General features: G+C 64.5%; 21 protein-coding genes and 2 pseudogenes. 15 read left to right on the plus strand and 8 right to left on the minus strand.

From position 1 onward, the window contains the following. Positions 1-249: 249 nt before the first annotated feature. The 3 genes from GQ56_RS40225 (at position 250) to GQ56_RS0124745 (ending at position 4,402) form a co-directional block, all read left to right on the plus strand. Entirely contained in the window at positions 250-1,494 is a 1,245-nt protein-coding gene (locus GQ56_RS40225) for a hypothetical protein (RefSeq protein WP_031401194.1), read from the plus strand. A gap of 255 nt (positions 1,495-1,749) precedes the next feature. After that, positions 1,750-2,967, plus strand: coding sequence for an acyl-CoA dehydrogenase family protein (locus tag GQ56_RS0124740; RefSeq protein ID WP_031401195.1), 1,218 nt, complete (start codon positions 1,750-1,752; stop codon positions 2,965-2,967). A gap of 73 nt (positions 2,968-3,040) precedes the next feature. Beyond that, the gene (locus GQ56_RS0124745; protein ID WP_031401196.1) at positions 3,041-4,402 is read left to right on the plus strand and encodes an LLM class flavin-dependent oxidoreductase; all 1,362 of its coding nucleotides are present in this window, start codon (positions 3,041-3,043) and stop codon (positions 4,400-4,402) included. Positions 4,403-4,404: 2 nt separating this feature from the next. On the opposite strand, the gene GQ56_RS0124750 is transcribed toward GQ56_RS0124745, so the two are convergent. Together GQ56_RS0124750 and GQ56_RS0124755 are read right to left on the minus strand one after the other, a co-directional pair. Continuing rightward, on the minus strand, positions 4,405-5,592 hold the full coding sequence (locus GQ56_RS0124750; protein ID WP_031401197.1) for an LLM class flavin-dependent oxidoreductase: 1,188 nt from the start codon (positions 5,590-5,592) through the stop codon (positions 4,405-4,407). Between the two features lie 245 nt (positions 5,593-5,837). Then, the gene (locus tag GQ56_RS0124755) at positions 5,838-7,022 is read right to left on the minus strand and encodes a porin (RefSeq protein WP_031401198.1); all 1,185 of its coding nucleotides are present in this window, start codon (positions 7,020-7,022) and stop codon (positions 5,838-5,840) included. Between the two features lie 486 nt (positions 7,023-7,508). Here GQ56_RS0124755 and GQ56_RS0124765 point away from each other — a divergent pair, with 486 nt between their 5' ends. Together GQ56_RS0124765 and GQ56_RS0124770 are read left to right on the plus strand one after the other, a co-directional pair. Then, positions 7,509-7,853 carry a DUF3088 domain-containing protein gene (locus GQ56_RS0124765; RefSeq protein WP_031401199.1) on the plus strand — a complete coding sequence of 115 codons (345 nt, stop codon included), beginning with the start codon at positions 7,509-7,511 and terminating at the stop codon, positions 7,851-7,853. Between the two features lie 46 nt (positions 7,854-7,899). Then, positions 7,900-8,898 (plus strand): ABC transporter substrate-binding protein, encoded by a 999-nt coding sequence (locus tag GQ56_RS0124770; protein ID WP_031401200.1) that lies wholly within the window; start codon positions 7,900-7,902, stop codon positions 8,896-8,898. Positions 8,899-9,022: 124 nt separating this feature from the next. Here GQ56_RS0124770 and GQ56_RS0124775 read toward each other — a convergent pair whose 3' ends face one another. Continuing rightward, positions 9,023-9,343, minus strand: coding sequence for a hypothetical protein (locus tag GQ56_RS0124775; protein ID WP_031401201.1), 321 nt, complete (start codon positions 9,341-9,343; stop codon positions 9,023-9,025). Between the two features lie 393 nt (positions 9,344-9,736). Between GQ56_RS0124775 and GQ56_RS0124780 the strand changes: the two genes are divergently transcribed. Together GQ56_RS0124780 and GQ56_RS0124790 are read left to right on the plus strand one after the other, a co-directional pair. After that, positions 9,737-11,614, plus strand: coding sequence for a tetratricopeptide repeat protein (locus GQ56_RS0124780; protein ID WP_052007325.1), 1,878 nt, complete (start codon positions 9,737-9,739; stop codon positions 11,612-11,614). 471 nt (positions 11,615-12,085) lie between these two features. Continuing rightward, complete coding sequence (locus tag GQ56_RS0124790; RefSeq protein ID WP_031401203.1) at positions 12,086-13,060, plus strand: NAD(P)H-dependent flavin oxidoreductase; 975 nt, start codon at positions 12,086-12,088, stop codon at positions 13,058-13,060. A 38-nt stretch (positions 13,061-13,098) separates the two neighbouring features. Here GQ56_RS0124790 and GQ56_RS0124795 read toward each other — a convergent pair whose 3' ends face one another. Then, on the minus strand, positions 13,099-13,908 hold the full coding sequence (locus GQ56_RS0124795; RefSeq protein ID WP_235212753.1) for a TetR/AcrR family transcriptional regulator: 810 nt from the start codon (positions 13,906-13,908) through the stop codon (positions 13,099-13,101). Between the two features lie 63 nt (positions 13,909-13,971). Between GQ56_RS0124795 and GQ56_RS0124800 the strand changes: the two genes are divergently transcribed. From GQ56_RS0124800 to GQ56_RS39540, 4 genes and pseudogenes are all read left to right on the plus strand, one after another. Beyond that, positions 13,972-14,715 carry an SDR family oxidoreductase gene (locus tag GQ56_RS0124800; protein ID WP_031401205.1) on the plus strand — a complete coding sequence of 248 codons (744 nt, stop codon included), beginning with the start codon at positions 13,972-13,974 and terminating at the stop codon, positions 14,713-14,715. A 40-nt stretch (positions 14,716-14,755) separates the two neighbouring features. Then, positions 14,756-15,352, plus strand: a complete 597-nt coding sequence (locus GQ56_RS0124805; RefSeq protein ID WP_031401206.1) for a 2-hydroxychromene-2-carboxylate isomerase — start codon at positions 14,756-14,758, stop codon at positions 15,350-15,352. Positions 15,353-15,496: 144 nt separating this feature from the next. Next, positions 15,497-17,143 (plus strand): AMP-binding protein, encoded by a 1,647-nt coding sequence (locus tag GQ56_RS0124810; protein ID WP_031401207.1) that lies wholly within the window; start codon positions 15,497-15,499, stop codon positions 17,141-17,143. A 36-nt stretch (positions 17,144-17,179) separates the two neighbouring features. Beyond that, a pseudogene (locus GQ56_RS39540) lies at positions 17,180-18,967 on the plus strand (acyl-CoA dehydrogenase C-terminal domain-containing protein). 300 nt (positions 18,968-19,267) lie between these two features. On the opposite strand, the gene GQ56_RS0124820 reads toward GQ56_RS39540, so the two are convergent. The 3 genes from GQ56_RS0124820 to GQ56_RS40230 all read right to left on the minus strand — a co-directional run bounded on the left by GQ56_RS0124820 (position 19,268) and on the right by GQ56_RS40230 (position 21,753). Beyond that, positions 19,268-19,957 (minus strand): response regulator, encoded by a 690-nt coding sequence (locus GQ56_RS0124820; protein WP_235212754.1) that lies wholly within the window; start codon positions 19,955-19,957, stop codon positions 19,268-19,270. A 584-nt stretch (positions 19,958-20,541) separates the two neighbouring features. Then, complete coding sequence (locus GQ56_RS47235) at positions 20,542-20,823, minus strand: hypothetical protein (protein WP_152601844.1); 282 nt, start codon at positions 20,821-20,823, stop codon at positions 20,542-20,544. 192 nt (positions 20,824-21,015) lie between these two features. Further along, complete coding sequence (locus GQ56_RS40230) at positions 21,016-21,753, minus strand: winged helix-turn-helix domain-containing protein (RefSeq protein ID WP_161788575.1); 738 nt, start codon at positions 21,751-21,753, stop codon at positions 21,016-21,018. Positions 21,754-22,092: 339 nt separating this feature from the next. On the opposite strand from GQ56_RS40230, the gene GQ56_RS41820 reads away from it, so the two are divergent. The 4 genes from GQ56_RS41820 (at position 22,093) to GQ56_RS0124845 (ending at position 24,522) form a co-directional block, all read left to right on the plus strand. Then, the gene (locus tag GQ56_RS41820) at positions 22,093-22,707 is read left to right on the plus strand and encodes a hypothetical protein (protein ID WP_235212755.1); all 615 of its coding nucleotides are present in this window, start codon (positions 22,093-22,095) and stop codon (positions 22,705-22,707) included. Between the two features lie 81 nt (positions 22,708-22,788). Further along, entirely contained in the window at positions 22,789-22,992 is a 204-nt protein-coding gene (locus GQ56_RS46655; protein WP_235212756.1) for a hypothetical protein, read from the plus strand. Positions 22,993-23,113: 121 nt separating this feature from the next. Continuing rightward, positions 23,114-23,254 carry an integrase core domain-containing protein gene (locus tag GQ56_RS47240; RefSeq protein ID WP_160257577.1) on the plus strand — a complete coding sequence of 47 codons (141 nt, stop codon included), beginning with the start codon at positions 23,114-23,116 and terminating at the stop codon, positions 23,252-23,254. A 116-nt stretch (positions 23,255-23,370) separates the two neighbouring features. Beyond that, positions 23,371-24,522 carry a serine hydrolase domain-containing protein gene (locus tag GQ56_RS0124845; RefSeq protein ID WP_031401211.1) on the plus strand — a complete coding sequence of 384 codons (1,152 nt, stop codon included), beginning with the start codon at positions 23,371-23,373 and terminating at the stop codon, positions 24,520-24,522. 137 nt (positions 24,523-24,659) lie between these two features. Here GQ56_RS0124845 and GQ56_RS41835 read toward each other — a convergent pair. Next, a pseudogene (locus tag GQ56_RS41835) lies at positions 24,660-24,782 on the minus strand (IS66 family transposase zinc-finger binding domain-containing protein); the annotation flags it as partial. Positions 24,783-24,881 lie beyond the last annotated feature (99 nt).

A 24,881-nucleotide genomic window follows, 5' to 3' on the forward strand; every position in this document is an offset into this window, starting at 1 on the left:
CCGGACTTCGTATCTGATCGGGAACAGTATTGCACAACTCGTCGGTACGGGCGTCAATTCGTATCCGGACGGATACGAATGAGCTGGAGAGTCAGCGAAAAAGCCCGATTCGTTCCCGATCGGGAACCAGGTGCCGTGAAATTGCGATTCATCGCACGTTCGTTACCGCTCGGATACGTGACGGCATGGTTAGAATGACCGCCTCCCATCCGTTTCTCCTACGGCCCGTCGCCGGGCCGGCACGACCCCATGACCCTGCAAGCACTCGAAATACTGATGCGAAGCCTGTTCGAGGACGAGCGCCTCGAAATCCTCGCCGACACCGGCTACAGCCTTTCCTTCGTCGTGCCCGGCAAGCTCCGGGACGTCAAGGCCGCGCTGCTGGCGCGCACGGACCCGGCCGGATGGGACGGCGAGGCCGGGAACGCGTTCTATCGATGCGACGACGAGGACTGGGCGCTGTATCTGCGCTCGATCCCGCATGCGGTGTACTGCATCGCGTCCGTGCGGTCGCTGCATGCGCGCCACATGCAGCAGTATGAGGGCGCGTCGACGGTCACGCCGGAGCAGCAGGCGATCGACGACGCCGAGGAGGCCCGGCGCCGGCAGGAGGCCGACGCGCGGCGCCGGCGCGATACGCGCGACGAGCCGCTCGCGCCGCTCGGCGGGCCGTTCCACAGCGACGGCGAACGCGTGTGGGCGCGCATCGGCAGCGGGCACCGGTATCGCGCGCTGAACACCTTCGATCTCGGCAGCTTCCGGCATCTGGTCGACCACTTTGCCGTCGATGCGTCGGGGCTGCGTTACTACGCGGCCGGCACCGCGTTCGGCGACGACGACGCGGGCGAGGAAGGGATCGTCGCCGACGGCGACGCCGCGACGCTCGAGGCGCTGGGCGGCGACTGGTATCGCGATGCGCGGCAGGCTTACTACTTCGAGCGCGACCCGTACGATCCCGATCGCGGCCCAAGTCGTCTGACCGTCGTCAAGGCCGACGTGGCCAGCCTGACGCATATCGGCGGCGCATACGCGCGCGATGCGAAGCACCTGTTCTGCGCCGGCGTGCGCAAGCGCGGCATCGACGATCCGGCCGGGGTGGTCGGCCTCGGCTACCGCTATGCGCGGCTCGGCGCGCAGATCCTGTACGACGGCAAGATCGTGACCACGCCGGGGCGCGTCGATGTCGAAACGGCGCGCGCCGTCTTCCACGACATGCTGATCGACGCCGACGGCCACGTGCTGTGGGGGAAGAACTACCGCAAGCCGTTGCCGGGAATCGACGCCCGCAGCCTGCGCTTTCTGACCTGGGCGTTCGCGGTCGACGACCGGCGCGTCTACTACCGGACCAACACGAACCTGGCCGTGTGCGACGGTGTCGACCGCGCGAGCGTGGAGGTCGTGCCGCCGATGCGCATTCGCGACCGGAACGGGCTGATCGAGATCCGGTATCCGGAAGGCGCGGTGCACGTGCCCGACCCGTCGCCGGAGTCGTGACGGCCGCGGCAGGCGAACGCCGCGCGCGGATCGCGGCCGGGCCCGGGTTCGGGTTCGACACGCGCGATCGCGCGGCACGGGGCAAGTCCACCTTGAGCGACGCTGCGCGACCATTCCCGGCGTACGCATAACCAAAGCTGAAATCGGTTTTTCACGCGTACCGGGGGCGTCCCTATACTTTCGCGATGCTGCGCACGGGCGGCTCGCGAATTCCGCGATCGCCGCGCCCGATTCTCTCGAACAAGGACCTGCCGAATGACTGCCCGTGATGCCGTCGATCCGCGCGACGCGTTGCGCGACGCGCTCGCCGCGCTGCCCGATCTCGCAAGCGCGATCGGGCAGGATGCCGCGCAACGCGAGGCGCGGCGCGAGCTGCCGTTCGAGGGTTTCGCGATCTTCCGGCGTTCGGCGCTGGGCGTGCTGCGGATTCCCGTCGAACGCGGCGGCCTGGGCAGTACGCTGGTCGACCTGTTCGACACGATCGCGACGCTGGCCGCCGCCGATTCGAATCTCGCGCACGCGCTGCGGATCCACTACGACCAGATCGAGACGCTGCGGCTGTCGCCGCGCACGCCGTTCAACGACGTGCAGCTCGAACGCGCGCTGGCCGGCGCGATCTTCGGCGGTGCGTCGACCGAGCGGGGAACGTCGCGGCCGGGCGAAAACACCACCGTATTGCGCCGGGACGGCGAGCACTATCGCGTGTCGGGCCGCAAATACTATTCGACCGGCACCGCATTTGCCGATTTCGCGCGGGTCAACGTGGAGGACGAGCAGGGCGGCGCGGTCGCCGTGATCATTCCGGTCTCGCGCGGCGGCGTACAGGTGCTCGACGACTGGGACGGCATGGGGCAGCGCATGACCGCGAGCGGCAGCCTGCTGCTCGACGACGTGCAGGTGTTCGCGGATGAAGTGGCCGCGCGCGACGGGTCGACGCTCGTCGGCCGTCATTGCGGCGCGCTGCGGCAACTGCATCTCGTCGCGACGGGCGCGGGGATCGTGCGCAACGTGGTGGCCGATGCGCGCCGCTACGTGCTCGAGCACGGGCGTCCGGTGCTGCACAGCCCGGCGCCGACCGCGCGCGACGATCATTTCATCCAGCAGATCGTCGGCGAACTGTCCGCCCACAGTCACGCGATCGACGGTCTCGTGCGCGAAAACGCACGCGCGCTCGACCGCTCCGCCGACGCGATCGCGGCCGGCGCCGCCGATGCGGATGCGCTCGTGCTCGACAGCGCGCTCGCCACGGCACGCACGCAGCTGATCGTCAGCAAGCTCGCGCTGCATGCGGCCGAGCGGCTGTTCGAAGTGGGCGGCGCGTCGGCGACGGCGCGCGGGCACAACCTCGACCGGCACTGGCGCAACCTGCGCACGATCTTCAGCCACAACCCGCTGCTGCACAAGGCGCGCGTGATCGGCGACTACGAGCTGAACGGCGTGACGACGCACCTGACCGAAGGCCGCGTGTTCTGAACCCGCGACGCCGGGCCGGCTGCGGCGGCAATCGTCCGCCGCGCGCCCGGCCCGCTTTCCTGGAACCTTCCCGATGACGACCCGCACCGGACACCTGCATCTCGGCGCATTCCTGTACCCGACCGGCCATCACATCGCCGCATGGCGCCATCCCGGTTCGCAGGCCGACGCGGGCGTGGATTTTCGCCACTATGTGCGGCTGGCGCAGGCGGCCGAGGCCGCGAAGTTCGATCTCGTGTTTCTTGCCGACGGCGCGGGCACGCGCGGCGACGACGTCGCGTTCCTGAGCCGCACCGCGCACAGCTACGTCGCGCAGTTCGAGCCGCTGACGCTGCTGTCGGCGCTTGCGGCCGTCACCGAGCGGATCGGCCTCGTCGGCACCGCGTCGACGAGCTTCAACGAGCCGTTCCACATCGCGCGCAAGTTCGCGTCGCTCGACCACATCAGCGGCGGCCGCGCGGGCTGGAACCTCGTTACGTCGTCGAGCGCGCACGAGGCGCGCAACTTCAACCGGGACGCGCATTTCGACCACGCCGAACGCTATGCACGGGCGGAGGAGTTCGCCGACGTGGTGCGCGGCCTGTGGGATAGCTGGGACGACGATGCGTTCGTGCGCGATCGCGAGTCGGGCCGTTTCTTCGATCCGCAAAAGCGCCATGTGCTCGATCATCGCGGCCGCTTCTTCCAGGTGCGCGGGCCGTTGAACGTCGCACGGCCGCCGCAGGGGCATCCGGTCGTCGTGCAGGCCGGTTCGTCGCCGGCCGGCACGCGGCTCGCCGCGCGCACGGCCGAGGTGATCTTCACCGCGCAGCAGACGCTCGACGACGCGGTCGCGTTCTATGCGGACGTCAAGGGCCAGCTCGCCGCGTTCGGCCGCGATCCCGACACGCTGAAGATCATGCCCGGCGTGTTTCCCGTCGTGGGCCGCACCGAAAGCGAGGCGAAGGAGAAGTTCGACGCGCTGCAGTCGCTGATCGATCCGACCGTCGGGCTCGCGCTCGTATCGGGCCTCACGGGCGGCTTCGACCTGTCCGCCTATCCGCTCGACGGCCCGATTCCGCCGCTGCCGGAAACCAATGCGAGCAAGAGCCGGCAGGCGTTGACGATCGAACTCGCGCGTCGCGAGAACCTGACGATCCGCGAACTCTACCTGCGTGTCGCGGGCGCGCGCGGCCACTGGCAGCTCGTCGGCACGCCGGAACAGATCGTCGACCAGCTGGAGGAGCGCTTCGTGCGATACGGCGCGGACGGCTACAACGTGATGGCGCCGACGCTCCCCGGCGGGCTCGACGATTTCATCGCGCTGGTGCTGCCCGAGTTGCGTCGCCGGGGGCTGTTTCGCAGCGACTATGCGGGCCGTACGCTGCGCGAGCATCTCGGGCTGCGGCGGCCCGGGCGCGGCGACGCCGCCGCGCATGCCGCCGCCGCGGCCTGAGGTCAGCGCCGCAGGCCGGCCTCGCGCAGCAGCGGCAGCACGCGCTCGCCGAAGAAGGCGAGATCGGGCTTGAAGTCGTAGAAGCTCAACTGGACGCCGTCGATGCCCGCGCGGTGCAGCCGCACGAGGGTGTCGGCAACTTCGTCGGGCGAGCCCGTGATCGAGATATTGCCGCCGATCGCGCGGGCGGCGGCCTGCGAACGCTGCTCGAAGCCGCCGCGCCACGCGTGTGCGTCGCTGTCGAAGCGGTGGAAGCTGCCTTCGTCCGCATGCGCGACGATCGCGTCGCGGTAGGCGCGCGCTTCGGCCGCCGTTTCGCGACAGATGACGAGCGGATTGAGCAACGTGCGGATCGTCCGGCCGCGCGCCGCGGCGGCCGCTTTCACGCGGGCCGTATGCGCGGGCAGCGCGTCGAGCGCGAGCGCGACGTCGGGCCCGGCCGGGCTCGTGACGAACACGATGTCCGAATAGCGCGCCGCGAAATCGATGCCTGCGTCGGAGCCGGTCGCGTTGATCAGCAGCGGGCGGCCGTAGCGTGGCTTGGGCGTCACGAATGCGCCGCCCAGCCGCCAGCCCGACAGCGCCGGCGTGTAGCTGAAATTGTCCGGTTGCGCCCACAACTGCTGGACCGCATCGAGGAACTCGGCGGCCATTTCGTAGCGCCGGTCGTGCTCGATCCGGTTCCAGCCGAACATCTCGTGCTCGATCGCGCGGTGGCCGGTCACGACGTTGATGCCCCAGCGTCCGCGCGAGATGTGATCGAGCGTCGCCGTGAACTTCGCGAAATGCAGCGGATGCCACGGCCCGTAGAGCACGTGGCTCGTCGCGACGAGGATGATCCGTTCGGTGCGCGCGGTCAGCGCGGCCAGCGTCATGAACGAGTCGAGCGCCTGGCCGTCGAACACGCCGCCGTAGCCGCCCTTGGGCAGCCATTGCGACAGCGCGAACACGAGGTCGAAGCCGAGCGCCTCGGCGTGCGCGACCAGTTCGGCGTTGTAGTCGAAGGTCCAGTCGGTCGAGCGCGGCAGCGTCGATGCGCTCCAGCCGCCGGCCTGGATCGGCAGGAACAGCCCGAGCATCAGCGGCTGCGCGAGCACGCGGGACACGGGGCTGTCAGGGAATTCGGCCGGCGAGCGGACGTCGACGAACGGCGACGGCGCGACCTGCGCGGCGAGGGAAGTGTCGCTCATGAGGGCTTCCTTGCGGGAGATGCGCGCATCGCGCGGTCACGACGGGCGCGCGCGCCTGCCCATCCCGCGGCGGGCCGGTGCGGCGCCGTGCGCGGTACACGGGAAGGCAAACGCGAGTCGGTCATGGTCGGCGCGGATCGCGCGCAGGCGCCGCGCGTGGGGAAACGGACATTCTCGGCAACCGGGCGCGGTGCGGCAAACAACGATTCCCGCTTTGCTTATCGCGCCGCGCCGGTTGCGCGCGGTCAGAACTTCACGCGCAGCCCGCTGACGAGCGCGACCTGGCGGTTCGTCGACGATGCGCTGCCGATGTTCGCGATCGACGCGATCGCGCGATAGCCGCCTGCCGTCGCCGTGCTCGGATCGCCGCCCGCGAGCTGGTAGATGCCGGACAGGTAGAGGTCGGTGCGTTTCGACAACGCGTAGTCGAACCCGAGCGTGAACTGGTGCCAGCGCGGCTTCAGCGTCTGGCCGCCGGTGCCCGGCAGGCCGCTCGCGCGGCCGTCGGTGAACGTGTAGACGCCGATCAGCGTCGCCGCCGGCGTGATCTGGTAGCGGGCGTTGACGTCGTAGTTGTTGAATTTGCGCGACGAGCCGTCGACGTAGTCGAGCTGCGTATGGCTCCACGCGAAGCCGAGCGTTGCCAGGCCGATCGCGTAGTTCGCGCCGACGACCCCGATCTGCTGCTTGCGCACGCCGCCGTTCAGCCCGTAGAAGAACCCGCCGCTGTAGTCGTTGCCGGTCGTGCTGGTTGCGCCGCCCACCGCGCCGCTCGTATTCGACGTCGCGTTCGGCTGGTTGAGCCGCACATAGCCGCCGCCGACCGACAGCGGGCCGTTCACGTAGTTCGCCGATACGCCCCATGCGTTGTTGTTCGAGAAGCCCGTGCCCGCGCCGCCGTTCGCCTGGTTGCTGAACGCATAGAGCAGGTCGGCCGTGAAACCGGCGATCGTGTCGCTGCGGAACTTCACCGCGTTGTTGATGCGGAAGCTCTGGTTCATGTTGTCGTTGTCGCCGACGTGCGTGGCGGGCGACCAGAAGCCCGACCCCGAGTATTGCGCGACGAGATCGGTGATCGGCTCGTACTGGCGGCCGAAGGTCAGCGTGCCCACGCCCGTCTGGCCGATCCCGACATACGCGGAACGGCCGAACAGCCGGCCGCCCTGGCCGAGCGTGCCGTCGCTCGGCTTGAAGCCGCTTTCGAGCGTGAACACGGCCTTCACGCCGCCGCCGAGATCCTCGGAGCCTTTCAGGCCCCAGCGGCTGCCGCTCAGCTTGCCGCTCGTCTGCTGGATGTTGCTCGCGCCGCCCTGATTGTTCGTATAGGCGAAGCCGGCGTCGACGACGCCGTACAACGTGACCGAACTCTGCGCGTGCGCGCCGACCGAAGCGACCGAAACCAAACCCAGGACTACCGATTTTTTGATCATCACTATCCTCTGTTTTTTATGGGTACGTCTGCGAGGATCACGATGCTATTGACGACGGACGCGCCGGCGAACGGCCGATCCGTGGTTTGTAAATCGTCGCGCGGACGATTTGTAATGTGCGTTGCCGCGGGCCTTGCGCGGGCGGCGCGATCGCGTCCGGCACGCATGCTGCGGCGAACGCATCGCACGCCCGGCGAACGCCGGACGCCTGAAACGTGTTGGCGTGGTCATATCGTTCGATGAATTCGTTCGATATGCGCACGATCCGCGATGCATCGCGCGATGTTTTTATGCAACGCCCGCTGTGCGGCAGGCGGACGATGCGCTACGCGCGCCCGAATATCGATTCCGCAAAACGTTGGTAGGGCCGTGCGAGGCGTGACGGTACAGTCGGGCATCCGGCCGCGGGCCGGCCTGATCCGGGAGCACGAGGGCGCGCCGCGCGCATGCGTCCCGGCTGAACAACGAACACGGGAGCCGTTTGACATGAGTCGCGATGTGCTGTTTCTGCTGGAACCGGGCTTTACCGATCCGAAGCATCCGGGGCAACGCTTCGTCTGCCCGCATGGATTGTCGATCGAAGGGCTGCTGGCGAGCGCGCCCGATCGCGCCGGCCGCATCGATGTGAAGCGCGTCGGCTTCGAGCGGCCGCGGCACGCGGTGATCGACGCACTCGACGACGCGCACCAGGGGCTGCCGGTCCTCGTGCTCGGCCGCGACCAGCCGGCGCCGGACGATGCACAGACCCTTGGCGACGTGCGCTTCGTGACCGACGCACGCCGCATCCTCGAGCTGCTGACCGAGCGCCACGGGTTTCCCGCGCTGCACTGACGCGACGGTTTCCGTCTTCCACCCGATCGACCGACAGGAGTATCCGATGTCGTCAATTTCGGCGGCACGCCGCCGCCTGCTGCTCGCCGGCGCCGCGGCCGTGGCGGCCCCGCTCGCCGTGAACGCCGCGTTTGCCGCCGCGCCGCCGGTCAGCGCCGATCTCGCGGGCACGACGCTGCGCGTCGCAACCTACAAGGGCGGCTGGCGCGCGCTGCTGCAGGCGGCCGGGCTGGCCGACACGCCTTACCGGATCGACTGGCGCGAGCTGAACAACGGCGTGCTGCACATCGAGGCGCTCAACGCGGATGCGCTCGATATCGGTTCGGGCAGCGAAATTCCGGCGGTGTTCGCCGCACGCCAGAAAGCCAGTGTCCGGTTCATCTCGCGCGTGCGCGAGGATCTGAACAACCAGGTCACGCTTGCGCGCAAGGACACGCCGATCCGCAGCATTGCGGACCTGAAGGGCAAGCGGGTCGGCTATGTGCGTGCGACGACGTCGCACTATTTCCTGTATCGCCAGCTCGTGGAGGCCGGTCTGGGTTTCGACGACATCCAGCCGATCAACCTGTCGCCGACCGACGGGCTGTCGGCGTACGATCGCGGCGATATCGATGCGTGGGCGATCTACGGCTACAACGGCCAGCTTGCGCGCAATCGCTACGGCGCCCGCGTGCTGAAGACGGGCAAGGGCTATCTGTCGGGCAATTTTCCGGTGTATGCGAACCCGCGCACGCTCGACGACGCGCGCCGTCGGGCGGCGACGGGCGATCTGCTGCTGCGGTTCCGGCGCGCGTATGCGTGGGCGAACGGGCACTTCCGCGACTATGCGCTCGCGCAGAATCGCGAAACGCGCGTGCCGGTGGCCGATCTCGTCGCGATGTTCGACCAGCGCAGCGAGGACTATGCGCTGTTGCCGGTAACGCCCGACGTGGTGGCGCAACATCAGCAGGTCGCGGACGTGTTCGCGCGGATCGGCGTGCTGGATGGGCCGGCCACGGTCGCGCCGTTCTGGGATACGTCGTTCAACGCGCTGGTGGCCGCGTGACCGGGATCGGCGGGACGATCGCCGGGTGAGGTGGGCGGGTGCATTCGCACTTGCTCAAGCGCCCGTGCATGAGCAGCGTGTCATACCCGGCGCGGGGCGCGCCGGGCAAGCGGGATCGACCGGCTCAGGAGAACGTCGTCGCGACCATGATGCCGAATACCAGCCCGAGCGCGATTCCGCAGAGCCGGCCGTAGATCGACGCGCGCACGTTGTCGTCGAGCACGAACGGCGAGCGCTTGTGCTTCCAGACCGTGCTGAATGCCACCGGCCGGGTGAGCAGGGCGATGCAGGCGATCAGGACCGGCGTGGCGACGAGCATCGCGATGCGTTGCCCGTTCCAGTCGACGCCGTGCATCGCCAGCGATACGAGCGCGGCGAGCGGCACCTCGACGCACAGGCCCAGCAGCGAACCGCTGACGAATGAATCTCCCGGGGACTGGAACATGATCGGTCCTGGTGTTCGGATGAAATCGGTGCCCGCTTCGGACGCCCGACGGTAACAAGCCATGGCCGTGGCCCGAGGTCGGTCGACCTTGGTCGGCATCAGGCAGGATGACGGGCGGATGGTACGGCAAATTGTTGCTCCGTTGGCGGTCATTCAAGCTATTTAACAATGGCGCCGGGGGATGGCATTTTTGCGCCGTGCCGGGATAATGATCGGGCATCCTGCCTTTGTGGCCGGGCGAGGCGGCTGCGCGCCCGGCAGGGCGGCAGCGCCGTCGTTCCGGCACGAAATTCCGGCCACCGCCGGTTTCCGGCAGGCCGCGCGGGTTCCGGAACGGGCTTCCGGACTGGATGAACCGGCAGTCGTCGCGAAGCGCCACCCATCAAGCCGAACATGAGCCAACCCAACGTCACGGGCGATGACGCGCAACGCATCGCCGCGGCCAACGCGGAATTTTCAGCCGGCGTCGCCGCGCATCACGCCGGACTGGCGGCGGACGCCGCGCGGCACTACCGCGCAGTGCTTGCGCTGCACCCCGATCACGCGGAAGCGCTGAGCAATCTCGGCGTCATTCTCGAAGCGGAAGGTCGGGCGGGCGAGGCCGAGCATTGTTACCGACGGGCCGTCGGGATTCGCCCGGACAGCGTGGACGCCTGCTGCAATCTCGGCCTGCTGCTGCACGACGGCAAGCGCTTCGACGAAGCGGAGGCCTGCTATCGCCGCGTATTGGCGCTGGATCCCGGCCATGGTCCGGTGCTGCGCAGGCTCGGCTTGCTGCTGCACGCGACGGGCCGCCGCGCGGAAGCCGAACGCGCGTTTCACGATGCCGTGATCGCCCGCCCCGGCGATGCCGCGACGCATGCCGATCTGGCGACGCTGCTTCAGGAGCTTGGGCGACCCGACGAAGCGGAGCGGCACTATCGGGAGGCGCTCGTGCACGCGCCGGACGACGCCGCGACGCTCAATCTTCTCGGCGCATTGCTGCAGCGGCGCGGGCGGCTGCCGGAGGCCGAGCATTGCCTGCGGCGCGCGGTTTCGCTGCAACCGGGCTATCGCGACGCGCGAGGCAATCTCGGCAACGTGCTGTTCGAGCAGCAGCGATACGGCGAAGCCGAAGCGTGTTACCGCGACGTGCTCGCAAACGATCCGTCGTTCGCGGAGGTGTGGAACAACCTGGGCCGCCTGCTGCATGACGCCGGCCGGCTCGACGAGGCCGCCGCCGCGCTGAGACACGCGCTGACGATCGATCACGATCGCGCGCCGACCGTCTTCAACCTGAGCCTGGTGCTGCTGGCGATGGGGCGGTACGAAGACGGATGGCGGCATTACGAAGCGCGCCTGCAGCCGTCCGCGCACTGGGGCGACGCCGCGGCGAGCGGCGTGCTCGCGAGCCTGCCGGCGCCGCTGTGGCAGGGCGAGCCTCTCGACGGAAAATCGCTGGTCGTCTGGCCCGAGCAGGGGCTGGGCGACGTCGTGCAGTTCGCGCGCTATCTGCCGCTGCTCAAGCGGCGTGGCGTGTCGACGCTGACCGTGGTGTGTCCGGCCGCGTTGACGCGCCTGATCGCGACGGTCGACGGGGTGGATCGTTGCGTCGCGCTCGACGAAGCGGCGGCGCTTCCGGCGCACGACTACGCCTGCCTGATCATGAGCCTGCCGTTGCGCTGCGGAACGACGCTCGACACGATACCCGCGACGACGCCGTATCTGCACGTGCCCGCGGCGCTCGCCGAGCGGTGGCGCGACAGCGTGCCCGCGGCGGGCCTGAAGGTCGGGCTGGTCTGGGCCGGCGATCCGCGGCCCGACCAGCCGCAGGCGCACGCGACGGACCGCCGGCGCTCGCTGCCGGCGAGCGCGTATCTGCCGCTGCTGCGGATGCCGGGCGTGAGTTTCGTGAGCCTGCAGAAGGGCGAGACGACCCGCCGGCAGCTCGACACGCTGCCGCCGCCGCTGCGTCCCGCCGATCCGATGGCGCTCGTGCGCGACTTCGCGGACACGGCGGCGATCATCTCCCATCTGGATCTCGTGATTACCGTCGACACGTCGGTGGCCCATGTGGCGGGTGCGCTGGGCAAGCCGGTCTGGATCCTGTCGCGCTTCGACGGCTGCTGGCGCTGGCTCGCGGACCGGGACGATTCGCCGTGGTATCCGGGCGCGCGCCTGTTCCGGCAATCGGAACCTGGGCAGTGGAGCGATGTGGTCGAGCGCGTCGCGGGCGAGCTTGAGCATCTTCGCGTGGAACGGGACGCGTCGCGCGCATCCGCGCCACGTTAGGAAGATCCGGCTCGTCTCGCAGCTCACGACCACACCGCGCTCGAACAGCGGTTCCTCGATGTCGCGCTGATTCGGCTGGAAACGGACATGCCCGCGCACGGTCAGTCGGACGAGCGCCGCCGGAAGCCGATGAGCGCGTTAAAGCGACTTCGTCTTCTTCATCCCGACGTCCTGCGATACCCCCTCGGCAACGTGCCAATGCCCTCGCCGGATTTCGCACGGATCCGGTGACTGTCCGGCTTGACACGACGATTGCTTTCGCATAACGTCCGATAAAAGAACGATCGTTCATTAAAGCGGATGCCCGGACTGCGTCCGACCTGTCGCCCGTGAGTTGCGCATGATTCGAACGGGTGAATCAGGGCGAAAGGATCCGTTGCATGACGACATGGGCCGGCGGCGGCGTGCGCGCGACCGGCCTGCTGGTCGTCGCTTGAAGCTGCCGCACCTTTCGGCATCGTGGAGACATCTATGAAGACGCGTATTACCGAGCTGTTCGGCATCGAACACCCGATCATCCAGGGCGGGATGCATTACGTCGGATTGGCCGAACTCGTGGCCGCCGTGTCGAATGCGGGCGGGCTCGGGTTCATCACGGCGCTGACGCAAAAGACGCCGGAGCTGCTGGCGAAGGAAATTGCGCGGTGTCGCGACATGACCGACAAACCGTTCGGCGTGAATGTCACGTTCCTGCCGACGCTTTCGTCGCCGCCGTATCCGGAGTACATCGCGGCGATTGCGGAGGGCGGCGTCCGGATCGTCGAAACCGCCGGGCGCAGCCCGGAGCAGTACATGCCGGCATTCAAGGCGGCCGGTATCAAGGTGATTCACAAGTGCACGTCCGTCCGTCACGCGTTGAAGGCGGAAAAGATCGGTTGCGACGCGGTGAGCGTCGACGGCTTCGAATGCGGGGGCCATCCGGGCGAGGACGACGTGCCGAACATGATTCTGCTGCCGCGCGCTGCGGACGAACTTGCGATTCCGTTCGTCGCGTCGGGCGGCATGGCCGACGCCCGCAGCCTCGTTGCGGCGCTCGCGATGGGCGCCGACGGCATCAATATGGGGACGCGATTCGTTGCGACGAAGGAAGCGCCGGTTCACGAGAACGTGAAGCAGGCCATCGTGGCCGCGACGGAGCGCGATACCCGGCTGGTCATGCGCAGCCTGAAGAACACGGAACGCGTGCTGAGAAACGCGGGAGTCGATCGGCTGATCGAGATCGAGCGGGAGCGGGGCGATGCGCTGAAATTCGAGGACATTCTCGACCAGGTTGCCGGCATTTACCCGAAAGTGATGGTCGAGGGCGAACTGGACGCCGGCGCGTGGAGCTGCGGGATGGTCGCCGGCCTGATCCACGATATTCCAACCGTCAGGGAACTGATCGACCGCATCATGAGCGACAGCGTTCGCCTGATTCAGGGACGCCTCGGAAGCATGATCGGATGAGCGGCGAGCCGCTGCGATTCGGTACGAATGGCTGTCGGTCAGCGCAACGAATCGATCGACAACGCCTCGGCGAGGAACCGCCGGCTGGCCGCGAGAATTTCCTTGCGCGTACGTTCCGATTCCACCGAGCGTGCGAGCACCAGCGCACCGACGCATTGCGCAATGAGGGCCCATGCTGCGTCGGAATCGCCGGTGCGACTGCTCCAGCTCTTTTGCGTGCGCTTGAGCGCCGCCTCCACGACTTCCCGAACGGCCGGCTCTGCACGCGCGATCTCCGGTCCGAGCGTAGGCAAAACGCAGCCATTCTCCGGATGCAGCGCATGAACGGAACTCAGGTAGTTTCGCAGGCAGCGTGCGACATGATCGGGGGGAGATGAATCGTCACCCGCCAGCATCTCCGCGCTCTGCTCGACCTCTTCGCTGACCAGTGCCTCGAAGAGCGCCTGCTTCGACGCGAAGTGGTTGTAGAAGGCGCCCCCGCTCAGCCCGATCGACGCCATCAACGCATCGATACCCGTTGTCGCGAAGCCGCCGCGCTTCGCGATGGCGCGGCTTTGCGCGAGCAACTTCCGGCGGGTTTCTTCCTTGTGGGTACTTGAGTAGCGCATGGTCGCCGGGGTCCACTGGTGGTAAGGGATTTCAAGATCAGGATAGCCGTCACCCATCGCCCATTCAAGTCCCGAGCGACCCGGATCACAGCGCGTCGGAGCGTCAGAGCGGATGCCGGCGGACCGGGTATGCAGGAGCTGACTCGGCTGCAGGCCGGCCGATGGTAGCACGCGGGTGAAGCCCTTTTCGGGCCGCTTGACGGCCTCGTCACAGGCAACCGTTCGCATCAGGGTAATCAAGGACTATGCAAAGCAAATGTCCCGCCCTATAAATGAACGGTCGTTTATTTATAGGAGGAAGAGATGAGCAACGAGAGCACCAAGGGCCGACGTGCGGCACTCATCATCGGAGCCGGAGACGCTACCGGTGGCGCAATCGCCCGGCGCTTTGCGCGCGAAGGCCTGGTTGCCTGCGTGGTGCGTCGCCAGGCCGACAAGCTCGAGCCGTTGATCCGGCAGATCGAGGCCGAAGGGGGCGTCGCGGTCGGATTCGGATCCGATGCGCGCAAGGAGGAAGACGTGATCGATGTCGTGTCGAGGATCGAACAGGAGATCGGTCAGATCGAGGTCATGGTCTTCAACATCGGTGCAAACGTCCCGTGCAGTATCCTCGAGGAAACGGCGCGCAAGTATTACAAGATCTGGGAAATGGCCTGTTTCGGCGGCTTTCTGTTCGGTCGCGAAGTGGCGAAGCGGATGGTCGGAAGGGCGCGGGGCACGATCATCTTCACCGGCGCTACTGCCGCGATGCGCGGATCCGCCAATTTCGCGGCATTCGCCGGCGCAAAGCACGCACTACGTGCACTCGCCCAGAGCATGGCGCGCGAGTTGGGGCCGAAGAACATTCACGTTGCACATGTCGTGGTAGACGGTGCGATCGATACCGAATTCATTCGGGAGAACTTCCCGGAGCGTTACGCCACGAAGGCGGAAGACGGAATCCTCAACCCGGACCACATCGCCGAGAACTACTGGTATCTGCATACGCAGCCGCGCGATGCGTGGACGCACGAGCTGGATCTGCGGCCGTGGCGCGAAACGTGGTGAATCTTCCCTTCAATAAATCAGCATGACTAAAGGTATTTCAATGGAAAAGCGCATCGAATTCTACTTCGATTTCGGCAGCCCGACCGCCTATCTCGCGTGGACCCAGCTTCCCGCGATTGCCGCCGACCATCAGGCAGAACTCGTATTCAAGCCGGTTCTGCTGGGGGCCATCCACAAGGCGACGAACAATGCGTCGCCGGCGATGATCCCCGCCAAGTCGGCATGGATGCTGGAGGATCTCCAGCGGTTCGCACGCAAGTACGGCGTCCGCTATGAACACAATCCGCATTTTCCCATCAACACGCTGACGCTCATGCGCGGCGCGACCGGCTTGCAGATGCGCGACGAAGCGTTGTTCCAGCGATATGTCGACGTGATATTCCGCGCGATGTGGGCGCAGCCGCAGAATCTTGGCGACCCGGATACGTTGCAGAAGGTGCTGCAGGATGGCGATCTCGATTATCGACTGATCGCCGGGATCGTCCAGGATCCGGCCGTCAAGGAAAGGCTGAAGGCGGAAACCGAGGCAGCCGTCGCTCGAGGGCTGTTCGGCACACCGACGATGTTCGTCGGTACGCAGATGTTCTTCGGTCAGGACCGGCTCGACTTCGTGCGCGATGCATTGAATTTCGATTGACGCGCGCTCGCGCGCCCGGTCCGGGCGCCGACGCATCGGCATATCGGGCACGCGACCGGCCCGACATCCGGATGGCAGGCAGTCGCCACGGGTTGCCGCCGGTTCGCGGCCCGAGTGAATGAACTCAGTCAGGGGACGAGAAGCATGGAGAGGATTTGGCAGCGGCACTACCAGGAAGGTGTCCCTTTCGAAATCGACCTGGAAGGCTATCGTTCGGCCGTGGATTTTCTCGTTCGGGCCGTCGACGCGCGTCCGGACGAAACCGCGGTGGTATGTCATGGCTCGACACTGAGCTATCGGGAGCTGGATACGCTGAGTCGCGCATTTGCCAGCTATCTGGTGAATGTCGAGGGGCTGCACGTCGGCGATCGCGTCGCGGTCATGCTGCCGAACCTGCTTCACTATCCTGTCACCGTGTTCGGTGCGCTGCGGGCCGGCCTGACACTGGTGAACCTGAATCCGTTCTATACGGCTCGCGAGGTGCTTTTCAACCTGAAGGACAGTGGCGCGAGCCTGCTGGTCGCCGTCGAATCGGCGCTCGACGTGCTGCCGGTCGACATCGAAGGTCGACCGTACAAGGTCGTCGTCGCGGCGGCCGATGAAATGCCGTTGCTGAGCAAGATCGGGCGGCATGCCGCGCCGTCCGTCGCGGCAGCCGAGCCGCAGGCTGCGCGCGTGGGGAGCCGGTTCGTCGACGCGCTTCTGAAAGGTGGCGCGTCAGCCCATGTCGACGCCGTCGTCGATCTGGACATGAATGCGTTCCTGCAGTACACGGGCGGTACGACCGGGAAAAGCAAGGCGGCCGTCCTGACGCATCGGAACATCGTCGCCAACACCCTGATCATGTGCGATTGGTTCGGGATCGGCTTCACCCGAGGTGACGAGTGCGTGGTGACCGTCCTGCCGATCTACCACATCATGGGGCTGGCGGTAGGCTGCTTTTTCTCGATCGCGACGATGCGCAAGAACGTGTACATACCGAACCCGCGTGATCTGGCGCACCTCGTGCGCGAATTTCGGGAGTACCGCTTCGCGTATCTGCTCGGTGTGAACACCTTGTTCAATGCGTTGCTCGAATACGAACCGTTTCGGGCCCTCGACTTCAGTTGCCTGCGGCAAACGATCGGCGCGGGTGCGCAGATCGAGAGCACCGTGGCAAAGAGATGGCAGGAATTGACCGGTTGTCATCTGCTCGGCGCGTACGGATTGACCGAGGCATCCCCCAGCGTGTGCGGTACACCGCCGCAAGCATTCGAGCGCAGGGACAGCGTCGGCGTGCCGTTCCCGTCGACCGATATCAAACTGCTGGACGGTGCGGACAGAGAGGTGCCGATCGGTGCCCCGGGCGAAATCACCGTCCAAGGCCCGCAGGTCATGAGCGGTTACTGGAATCGGCCGGATGAAACCCGCGATGCGTTTACTGCAGACGGCTATCTTCGGACCGGCGATATCGGCGTTCTTGATCAATCCGGATTCCTGTCCATTGTCGATCGCAAGAAGGATGTCGTGCTGGTGTCGGGTTTCAACGTCTACCCGAACGAGATCGAGGCCGTCATCAGCCTGCACCACGAGGTCGTCGAATGCGCATGCATCGGTGTTCCGGACGAAAAAACCGGCGAAGCGCTCAAGGTGTTCGTGGTATCGCGCGACAGCGGGCTCACCGGAGAGGTTCTGGAGCGCTTCGCGCGCGAGCACCTGACGGCATACAAGGTGCCTCGGCAGTTCCAGTTCGTCGACGCGTTGCCGAAGTCGCCTGTCGGCAAAGTGCTGCGCCGCGCATTGCGCCCGTGAACGCGGCATGTCATCGATAACGATCCGGGAAAAAGAATGATCAAGTACAGACCGCCAGTCCGTGATATGCAATTCCTGCTGCATGAACTGCTGAATGTCTAAAGCCGCTTCTCGGCAATGCCGCGGCACAGCGACCTGGATGCCGGCACCGTCGACCAGGTCATCGAGGCGGCCGGAAAATTCAGCCGCGACGTGTTGCAGCCCCTGAACCTGCCCGGCGATCGGGAAGGGTGTACACGGGACGCGAACGGTAGCGTCAGGACACCGGCAGGGTACCCGGAAGCGTATCGGCAATATGTCGAGGGCGGGTGGCCGGCGCTCACCGGCCCGGCCGAGTTCGGCGGGCAGGCGCTGCCGCATGTGGTCGGCAATGCCGTCACCGAGATGATTTGTGCGTGCAACCAGGCGTGGGGCGCCTACCCGATATTGTCACATGGCGCGGGCAGTTGTCTGTTCGAGCACGGCAATGCGGAACTCAAGCGGTTGTACTTGCCGAAACTCGTGTCGGGAGCATGGTCGGGCACGATGTGCCTGACCGAAGCGCATTGCGGCTCCGATCTCGGGTTGCTCGGAACCCGTGCGGAACTTGCAGCGGACGGGTCTTATCGCATCACCGGAACGAAGATCTTCATTTCGGGCGGCGACCAGGATCTGACCGACAACATTCTGCATCTCGTTCTCGCGCGGCTACCCGATGCACCGGCCGGATCGAGGGGGATCTCGTTGTTTCTCGTGCCGAAATTCCTGGTGAACGACCGTGGCGAGCCGATCGAGCGAAACGCGGTACAGTGCGGCGCGCTCGAGGAGAAGATGGGCATCCACGGCAACGCGACATGCGTGATGAACTTCGATGGCGCACGTGGCTGGCTGGTCGGGGAGCGCGGCCGAGGATTGAATGCGATGTTCGTGATGATGAACGCGTCGCGACTCGTCGTTGCCACCCAGACGGTCGGCCTCAGCGAGTTCGTGTACCAGCAGGCATCCGGATACGCGAAGGAGCGGCTCCAGTCGCGCAGTGCGTCAGGTCCCAGGCTGCCAGCCGCGGCAGCGGATCCGATCATCGTTCATCCGGACGTGCGGCGCATGCTGTTGACCCAGCGCGCATACACCGAGGGCGGCCGCGCGCTGACGGCCTGGCTGGCCGTGCTGGCCGACCACGAACAATCGGATGCCGACGAGACGCGCCGTGCCGCGGCCGCGCGGTTGATCCCGCTGTTGACGCCGATTGCCAAGGCATTCGTGAGCGACAACGCGTTCGAAAGCACGAACCTGGGGATGCAGGTGTTCGGCGGGCATGGCTATATCGTCGAAACCGGAATCGAGCAATATGTCCGGGACGCACGCATCAGTTCGATCTATGAAGGCACCAATGCGATCCAGGCGCTTGATCTCGTGAATCGCAAAATCGCCGTGGATGGCGGAGCCAGTCTCGACCTGCTCCTGGCGGATATCGAAGGCTTCGTGGAAAACAGTCGAGCCGCGCCGGCCATGAACGAATTTTCCACCCCCTTGCTTGCGGCAATCGACAAGGCGCGGCGGGGCACGTCGGCGATTCTCGACGGTCAACGGCGCGATCCGGAATTTGCCGGTGCCGCCGCCGTGCATTACACGCGCGTCATCGGTCACCTGCTCTTTGCCTACCTTTGGGCTCAGATGGCGAGGGTCGCGCTTGCAAAATGCGGGCATGACGACGATTTCTACCGCACGAAGCTGGCCACCGCACGATACTACTTCGCCCGGATGCATCCGGAGATCGACTATCAACTGGCACTCGTGCAGGCAAGTCCGGCCAGCCTGATGGAGCCGGCTGACGAGGCGTTCTAGGGGCAACGATCGAATGGCGATGCCATTGTGCTGAAATCGCTGCGGCGTTGTCACGTTGACGCGCGGGTATCGCAGGATGTCGGGATGAAGAGGACGCAATCGCTTGATCGCGAGCATCGGTTTCCTGGCCGTACGCCGATATTTCCGTTACTCGACGCAGTGTTCATGACGCGTACGGCGAGCCTTGGCTGTCGTGGCGCACCGTCGGCGAGCACGACGCCGCGCGTCGATATACAGCCCGAAGCACCGGGTCCGATGCTTGCCGGTCGGACGCAGCAGCCAGTTTGCAATCTCGCGGTGTCAAATGAGCCCGGCCTTCCGGCCCGCAGCCGCAGCCTGAGTGCGATTGATCACGTTCAATGCCCTGAAGATCGATGTGATGTGCGCCTTGACGGTTTTTTCGGAGAGGCTCATCTTGTCCGCGATGACCTTGTTGGGCACGCCATCGGCCACATAGCGCAATACTTCGATCTGGCGTTGCGTCAGCGATACGGTCATGCGCGCCGATGGCTGGCCGCGAACCATGCTGGAGTCTTGCAAAACTTGATGATCAAGAATGACGGAGGGAACATAGCGCTCTCCATCCAGCGCCATTTTTATCGCCGCCAGCAGCGTTTGCAAGCCCGACGTCTTGGGCACGTAACCCAGTGCGCCGTGTGCGAATGCGTCCCGCACGTCCCGCAGGCTCTCTGACGCGGAAAGGACGACGATCGGCAATTCGGGGCGAATTTTCCCGAACTCGGCAATCGCCTCGCGACCGTCTATCCCTTTCAGTGTCAGGTCAAGGAGCACGACATCAAGATCCAGGTGCTGATCGAGCAACCGCATGGCTTCGTCCGCGCTGCTCGACTGTATGACAACCATGTTTTCACCAGCCTGCTGAAGCAGCTTCGCGACACCCGCCCGCAAGATCGGATGATCGTCGACAATCAATATCTTCATGAGTCGATGGAATGATGTGAGGACGCTCGAGAGATCGTCGTTCGACATACAGGTTTCGCCTCGATAGGTCGAACGTCGGCAGTTGGATCCACATTCACCTCGGAATCTGCAAAAACGAATCGCGAGAGGCTGTCGTGCGGGGCGAGGGCGCCGATTTGACCACGATAGAGTTACAGTGGTTGCATGACGATGCCTGGAACGAGCGCGCTTGGTCCCTGTCGATCTGCGAAATGGCTTGTCGGTGCAGGACGGACGCGACGGCAACCCGATTCGTCTCCGAGCGTGAAGTCGAGTGTTAGTCCCAAGGCACAGCGTGAGTCGCTCATTATCCAATCCTGTTCGAATGAGTGGATCGACCAGTTCGTGCATTAATTCCTGATAAGAGGCAATTGAAGAAAAGGTAAAGCGCCGTCGATTTCCGTGATGTCATTCGAGAAATGGTAGTGCGTTATTTTCGGCTTGCCAAAATTCACCTGCAAGAAGAGTGCAAAACAGGACGCTGTCACGTTAACGGAGTCTGTTCGCAAGGAGCGTGAAAGCAGCCGGCTGCTCCATGCTGCCGAGGCCACGCCATGTCGACAAACGCGCGGCAAGGTGTTTGCGATGGAGGCAGGCGCGCGGCAGATGCGGCTTCAGGGCGAAATGCTGACGGGGCGATCCGACGCTCGCGAGGAAAGCCCGAGTGGGCTTCGGGGCGGAAATCCTTGCATGTGCCGCGCGCGTTCACGGGTGGGCTGATGGCTGCTTGCCGCCCGGTTCTTGGCGCTGGCCTCGACGAACACATGCTCCGTGTCGACCAACAGTTCTTCGGTATCGCGCAGACCCGGTCGGAGACGGGAATGCCGACGCACAGCCAGGCTGATGACTGCCGCCGGAAACGGTTGGTCGTGATCTGGCGCTCGGGTCTTCTTCATCCAACATCCTGCGATACCCGTCCGGCAACGTGACAATGCCGACGTAGTTCGTAACTGGCAGAAGGTGGGAATAGGCCAAGGCCTTGTAACGGGCCAGCGACTTTCCTGTTGCGGTAAGCCCGATCACCGGAAGCAGATTCTCACGCTCGACATGAAGATCCGAGGTTGTGCTTGTTGACGCTCCTTGCCGGATTAATCGAGGTGAACAGCTTCTTCCAGATTTATTTCTGAAGAATCCTCGAGCCGATATCCTTCTCCATAAATCGACCTTATGACCAACCCGTGATCCGCGTTTAGATGCAATTTGCGTCTGATCGTCGACATGTGAGGTACGATATTGCGCAATGTTTTTGTCTTGTCATTCGGCCACAGAAATTCCAGAATTTCATCGTGAGTCACGACTTCCGTGTGGAATTTGAAGATCAGGTAGGCCAGATCAAATTCCTTTTGACGCAAGCGGATGGTGGTCTGGTTGTAGTCGACACGATTGCAATCCGGCATGAAATGATAACCGTTCACTTTCAGCGGCATGCGTTTCTTTCGCCAGTCGGAGTGGGTCGAGATGATGTTTCGGGCGACGACTTCCGGGGGGATGTCTGAAAATGCGGTTCTTGCGGATACTTCACCCGGGGTCGGAATGCAATCGTCGAGGCCGCAGTAGCAATGACCGCCGCCATGGTTTGAAATCGATCGCGCATGCACGAGCATCGGCTTGTACTCGATTGCTTCCGTCAGACTGTGCCGGAAGTCCTCGAGCATGACATCGGCGACCCAGTCGGTCACGATGACGCAGTCGATTTTTGTCCTTCTGAGTATCGGCCTTGATTTGCTCAGGGACGGCACGGTGAAGATTCGCGCGGAGTCGTATTGAAATTGAGCGGCTATGGCGCTGGAGATATCCGGGCGGGAGCTCAAGATAAGAATGTTCATGTTCATCTTCCGATATTCGTTCGGTGTCGATGCGGTCGCGCCTTGGGTAGTCCTGGTGTCCGGGCGAAACATGACATTTGTCAGACGCTTGCGGGGCCAGTGGCCGGTTTCGATCAATTATTATTTGAATGACTGATATTCAAATAACTTATTTGCGTGACTGGTATTCTCGATTCAGTGGGTGTCTGGTTAAAGTACATCAAGAGAGCTTGGTGGGCAATAAATAGCTGATGTCCCAATATTTTTGTTTCTTAAATTCCTTGGGTGAAAATCTGTTATCTGGATTATGTATTTTCGTATGAATATGGTCGAACGCCGGGCGCCGCGAGGAGCCGCACGATGTGGCGGTGGTTCGTCGATCGGGCGGATACGCAAGTACGCCGCACGGTCGGCAATGCGCACCTCGCGTTGCAGTCCATCCAGTATCTGATGGACGGGCAGGTGCCGGACGACCCGGAAAGCCTGTTCGGTTTCGAGCAGGCGACGTTGATGTGGCTCGATTCCGTCGTTCGCCGCGAGGCCGGCGACTCGCTCAACCGGGCCGGCGCGCGAAGTGCGTCCCTGCGGATGAACGCTGAAATCTATCTCGCGCATCACTATAGCGATCCCGACCTGACGCCGGACCGGCTTGTCCATGCACTGAACGTATCGAGACGTACGCTTTATGGCGCACTGGCGGCGACTAGCCAGACACCTCAGGTTGATCCAGGAATATCGACTGCAGGCGAGCAGACGGGCGCTTCTGGATCCGGCCGACACGAACCGCAATCTGCTGGAGCTGGCAGTCATGTGCGGCTTTTCGGACATGATGCGCTTCGGATGCAGCCCCGGCGTTTACCGGATGAGCTGTCGAAATGCATCGGAACCGGCGTGATGCGACGCCTCCGTCATGTGCAATCGGAAAGCGCGCGGTGCAGGGAATATTTGCACGCGTTGACGCAACGTCTGCACTGAACGACGAAATAAAATAATAAAGAATCCTAGACTTTCATGAGCGGATAACTCATGGGGCCGACGGTTATCTAGGAGGCGAACTTGAAGAAAAACCAGGCAGGTATTCGAGCGCTTCGCGTTGCGCGCTTGTTCCGCGGCCCACGCGCCTGGAAGCTGGCTGCGCTTGCGATGGCGGCTGCTTTCCCGACATTGGCTTCGGCAATCAGTATCGACGCGGGGGACTATACGCCGTTGCCGGCGGGTGCGAATCTCTTTGCGCTGTACTATCAGCATGCCGAAGTGTAGTGGTCAACTAATCCCGGACACTGCGTCATGTTTTTCTTCCGCAACCGCCGGCGCCAGTCCGTCATGGAACTGGTGTGGCCGTATCCAGTTGTACCGGTGCATCAGGTAGTGGCTGATGTCGATGGATGGAAAAGGCGCCAGGTGCTCCATCGGCGAATACATCGAGCTGTATAACCGCAAACGGCCCCATTCGAGCCTGGCGGATCGCACGCCGGATGAGGAGTACCTCGCGACGCTTCCTGCGATCAAATCGGCAGCATGACTGCCGCGGACATTCCTCTAAAAAATGTCGAAAACCTGTCGGAACGGGCGAGGCCACCTCTCCGTACCAGAAGTGGTTTCGCGTACGGATTCCTAATCACGAACGTAGGAGACAACATGACTTTTGACGGTTCTGCCATCAAGGCGCTGCTGGACGACGCTGTGTCGAAGGGCGTTGTTCACGGCATTGCAGCAGTGGTAGTTGACCGCAGCGGGCCGCTGTTCCATCACGCCGTCGGTGAGGCTGGCCGCCAGACGATGTTCCGCAACGCCTCGATGACGAAGGCCGTTGCCACCACGGCGGCTCTGCAGTTTGTCGAGAAGGGGTTGCTGAGCCTCGATGCCACCGTCGAATCGATTCTGCCGGAATTCGGTCAGTTGCAAGTGCTGGAAGGTTTCGACGGCGGCAAGCCCTGCTTGCGCCCTCCTGCCAGCAGGGCCACCGTGCGCCAACTGATGACCCACACGGCCGGCCTCGGCTACTTCTTCCTCAACGAAAAGCTGTTGCGCTACCACGAGCTGACGGGTGAGCCCCACCCTCTCACGGGGCTGAAGCGCAGTCTTTCAGCGCCACTCGTGAACGACCCAGGCACCGCCTGGGAGTACGGCGCCAGCACCGATTGGCTCGGGCTCATTGTCGAGAAGCTGTCGGGGCAGAGTTTGGGCAGCTACCTCAAGGAGCATGTGTACGGGCCGCTGGGAATGAACGACTCGACATTTACCCCTAGCGCCGAACAGCGCGGCCGGCTGATGCGCGTGATGCAGCGCCAGGCCGACGGCACGCTCGCGCCTTCAGCCCTCGATCTGCCGCCGACCTCCGAATGGGACGCTGCCGGCCACGGGTCGTACGGTACGGTGCAGGACTATGGCCGCTTCTTGCAGGCATGGCTCAACGACGGTGCCGGCACCCTCGAACCGGCAACCGTGCAGATGGCGCTGCAGAACCACCTCGGGCCGATCAAGCTACCCGAGCTGATGAAGTCCACGCTGCCCGGACTGTCGAACGACGTGCCCGCGGCACCGGTGCCGCAGGGCTGGGGTCTGGGCTTCCACCTCACGCTCGACGACGTGCCGGGCATGCGCGGCAACGGCACGGCCGACTGGGCCGGCGTCTTCAATTCCTACTATTGGATCGACCACTCGAAGGGCATCGGTGCTGTGCTAATGACGCAACTGCTGCCCTTCTTTGACATGCCCGTCGTCGAGACACTCATTGGCTTCGAGACGGCGGTGTACCAGCAGGTGGGAGCGGCCGTTCCAGCGGCATAACGCCAGAGCGCAAGCGCTGAAATCGGGACCGACCGCATGTCCGCTCAGCTTGGTGCGGTCAAGGTCGATCCCGAGCGACCGCTTCCCGGCCGGTCAGCTTCGGCGGTTCAGTGCCCGCCTTGGGGCGATTTATGCCACGCGTATTTGACGCGCGGGTGCTGGATCACACGACGCTGCTCGGGGATGACATCGAGCTGCTCGCTGATCTCCGCACCGAACTCGACGAGCGCGTGTCCGCCGTTCGTGCAGAAGCGTTCAGTTCTCTCCGACAACTTGACAGTGCCCTCGCTGCTATGCGGCTTCAAGTGTGTTGCATCGACGCGTTGAATCCGCACGGCTTCGAAGGTGCAACGAGGTCA

Origin of the sequence: Burkholderia paludis, from assembly GCF_000732615.1 — a bacterium.
GTDB lineage: Bacteria > Pseudomonadota > Gammaproteobacteria > Burkholderiales > Burkholderiaceae > Burkholderia > Burkholderia paludis.

Bases quoted from the DNA above. Each gene is read 5' to 3' on its own strand.
- GQ56_RS40230 (WP_161788575.1), bottom strand. From the start codon at position 21,753: ATGAACATTCTTATCTTGAGCTCCCGCCCGGATATCTCCAGCGCCATA.
- GQ56_RS0124805 (WP_031401206.1), top strand. From the start codon at position 14,756: ATGGAAAAGCGCATCGAATTCTACTTCGATTTCGGCAGCCCGACCGCC.
- GQ56_RS0124775 (WP_031401201.1), bottom strand. From the start codon at position 9,343: ATGTTCCAGTCCCCGGGAGATTCATTCGTCAGCGGTTCGCTGCTGGGC.
- GQ56_RS0124770 (WP_031401200.1), top strand. From the start codon at position 7,900: ATGTCGTCAATTTCGGCGGCACGCCGCCGCCTGCTGCTCGCCGGCGCC.
- GQ56_RS0124800 (WP_031401205.1), top strand. From the start codon at position 13,972: ATGAGCAACGAGAGCACCAAGGGCCGACGTGCGGCACTCATCATCGGA.
- GQ56_RS0124740 (WP_031401195.1), top strand. From the start codon at position 1,750: ATGACTGCCCGTGATGCCGTCGATCCGCGCGACGCGTTGCGCGACGCG.
- GQ56_RS0124755 (WP_031401198.1), bottom strand. From the start codon at position 7,022: ATGATCAAAAAATCGGTAGTCCTGGGTTTGGTTTCGGTCGCTTCGGTC.
- GQ56_RS0124780 (WP_052007325.1), top strand. From the start codon at position 9,737: ATGAGCCAACCCAACGTCACGGGCGATGACGCGCAACGCATCGCCGCG.
- GQ56_RS41820 (WP_235212755.1), top strand. From the start codon at position 22,093: ATGTGGCGGTGGTTCGTCGATCGGGCGGATACGCAAGTACGCCGCACG.
- GQ56_RS0124820 (WP_235212754.1), bottom strand. From the start codon at position 19,957: ATGTCGAACGACGATCTCTCGAGCGTCCTCACATCATTCCATCGACTC.
- GQ56_RS0124750 (WP_031401197.1), bottom strand. From the start codon at position 5,592: ATGAGCGACACTTCCCTCGCCGCGCAGGTCGCGCCGTCGCCGTTCGTC.
- GQ56_RS0124810 (WP_031401207.1), top strand. From the start codon at position 15,497: ATGGAGAGGATTTGGCAGCGGCACTACCAGGAAGGTGTCCCTTTCGAA.
- GQ56_RS0124745 (WP_031401196.1), top strand. From the start codon at position 3,041: ATGACGACCCGCACCGGACACCTGCATCTCGGCGCATTCCTGTACCCG.
- GQ56_RS0124790 (WP_031401203.1), top strand. From the start codon at position 12,086: ATGAAGACGCGTATTACCGAGCTGTTCGGCATCGAACACCCGATCATC.
- GQ56_RS47240 (WP_160257577.1), top strand. From the start codon at position 23,114: ATGGATGGAAAAGGCGCCAGGTGCTCCATCGGCGAATACATCGAGCTG.
- GQ56_RS0124845 (WP_031401211.1), top strand. From the start codon at position 23,371: ATGACTTTTGACGGTTCTGCCATCAAGGCGCTGCTGGACGACGCTGTG.
- GQ56_RS0124765 (WP_031401199.1), top strand. From the start codon at position 7,509: ATGAGTCGCGATGTGCTGTTTCTGCTGGAACCGGGCTTTACCGATCCG.
- GQ56_RS40225 (WP_031401194.1), top strand. From the start codon at position 250: ATGACCCTGCAAGCACTCGAAATACTGATGCGAAGCCTGTTCGAGGAC.
- GQ56_RS47235 (WP_152601844.1), bottom strand. From the start codon at position 20,823: ATGAAGAAGACCCGAGCGCCAGATCACGACCAACCGTTTCCGGCGGCA.